The 719-nt window shown below is 40.1% G+C and carries 1 protein-coding gene; it reads left to right on the top strand.

The features are described from left to right. Positions 1-32 precede the first annotated feature (32 nt). Entirely contained in the window at positions 33-497 is a 465-nt protein-coding gene (locus DC498_RS25930) for a hypothetical protein (protein WP_116877027.1), read from the top strand. Positions 498-719: the final 222 nt, after the last annotated feature.

Raw genomic sequence — 719 nt, 5'->3', positions numbered from 1 at the left:
ACGTAAGCTGCAATACTAATTGACATCCACCAATGAATTTGAAATATACATTTCTGCGACTTTTAGGTTACAAGACTTACGACGAAATGTATAAAGAGTTACAGGACGGCAGACGTAAACAAATTTCTCATCGGGACGTACAAAAATCAGCAGCTTTAGAACGGGCACTGTATCCAAAAGGCATCCGATATCCCCAAGCAGGTGACATCTATTTATGCATCAAAGACGCACCAATCAGTTATATGACACATTGGATGAAACCATTTACTGGTGGCGACAAGACCGTTTTTCCCAAAGACGAGCAAATAAAAATTTCCGATGTAAAGCAATCAAAACCAACATCCGTTTATTGCCAAGCACTAAACGCTGACAAAATGGAAGAACTTTTAGTACCACAGAGTGACAGAGAACAATATGACTACAATGGCTATAGTTTGGTCGTTGACACAGTAACACTAAATAATAACTTCAAACTCATTGGTAACGACAATAACTAACATAATCGGTTTGACAGAAAGTACATGCAGCTTACATTGCATTGGCAATATGGCGGGGCGACGAATATATACTCAGCTTTTTGTTCGCTAATCAGCTTTATATCCAGCAGACGAATAATGCCGAGCAACAGAATAAACAATGAGCTTTTGTATCTTTAGTCAGCAGCGGCACCGGCAGACGGAACACAGAATACCGCCACATCGCCAATGCTTTAACGTTGT

The sequence above is a fragment of the Terrimonas sp. genome, assembly GCF_003075435.1.
Classification (GTDB): Bacteria; Bacteroidota; Bacteroidia; order Chitinophagales; family Chitinophagaceae; genus Agriterribacter.
The sequence above is the reverse complement of the archived record's forward strand: the minus strand, read 5'-3'. Positions and strand labels throughout refer to the sequence as shown.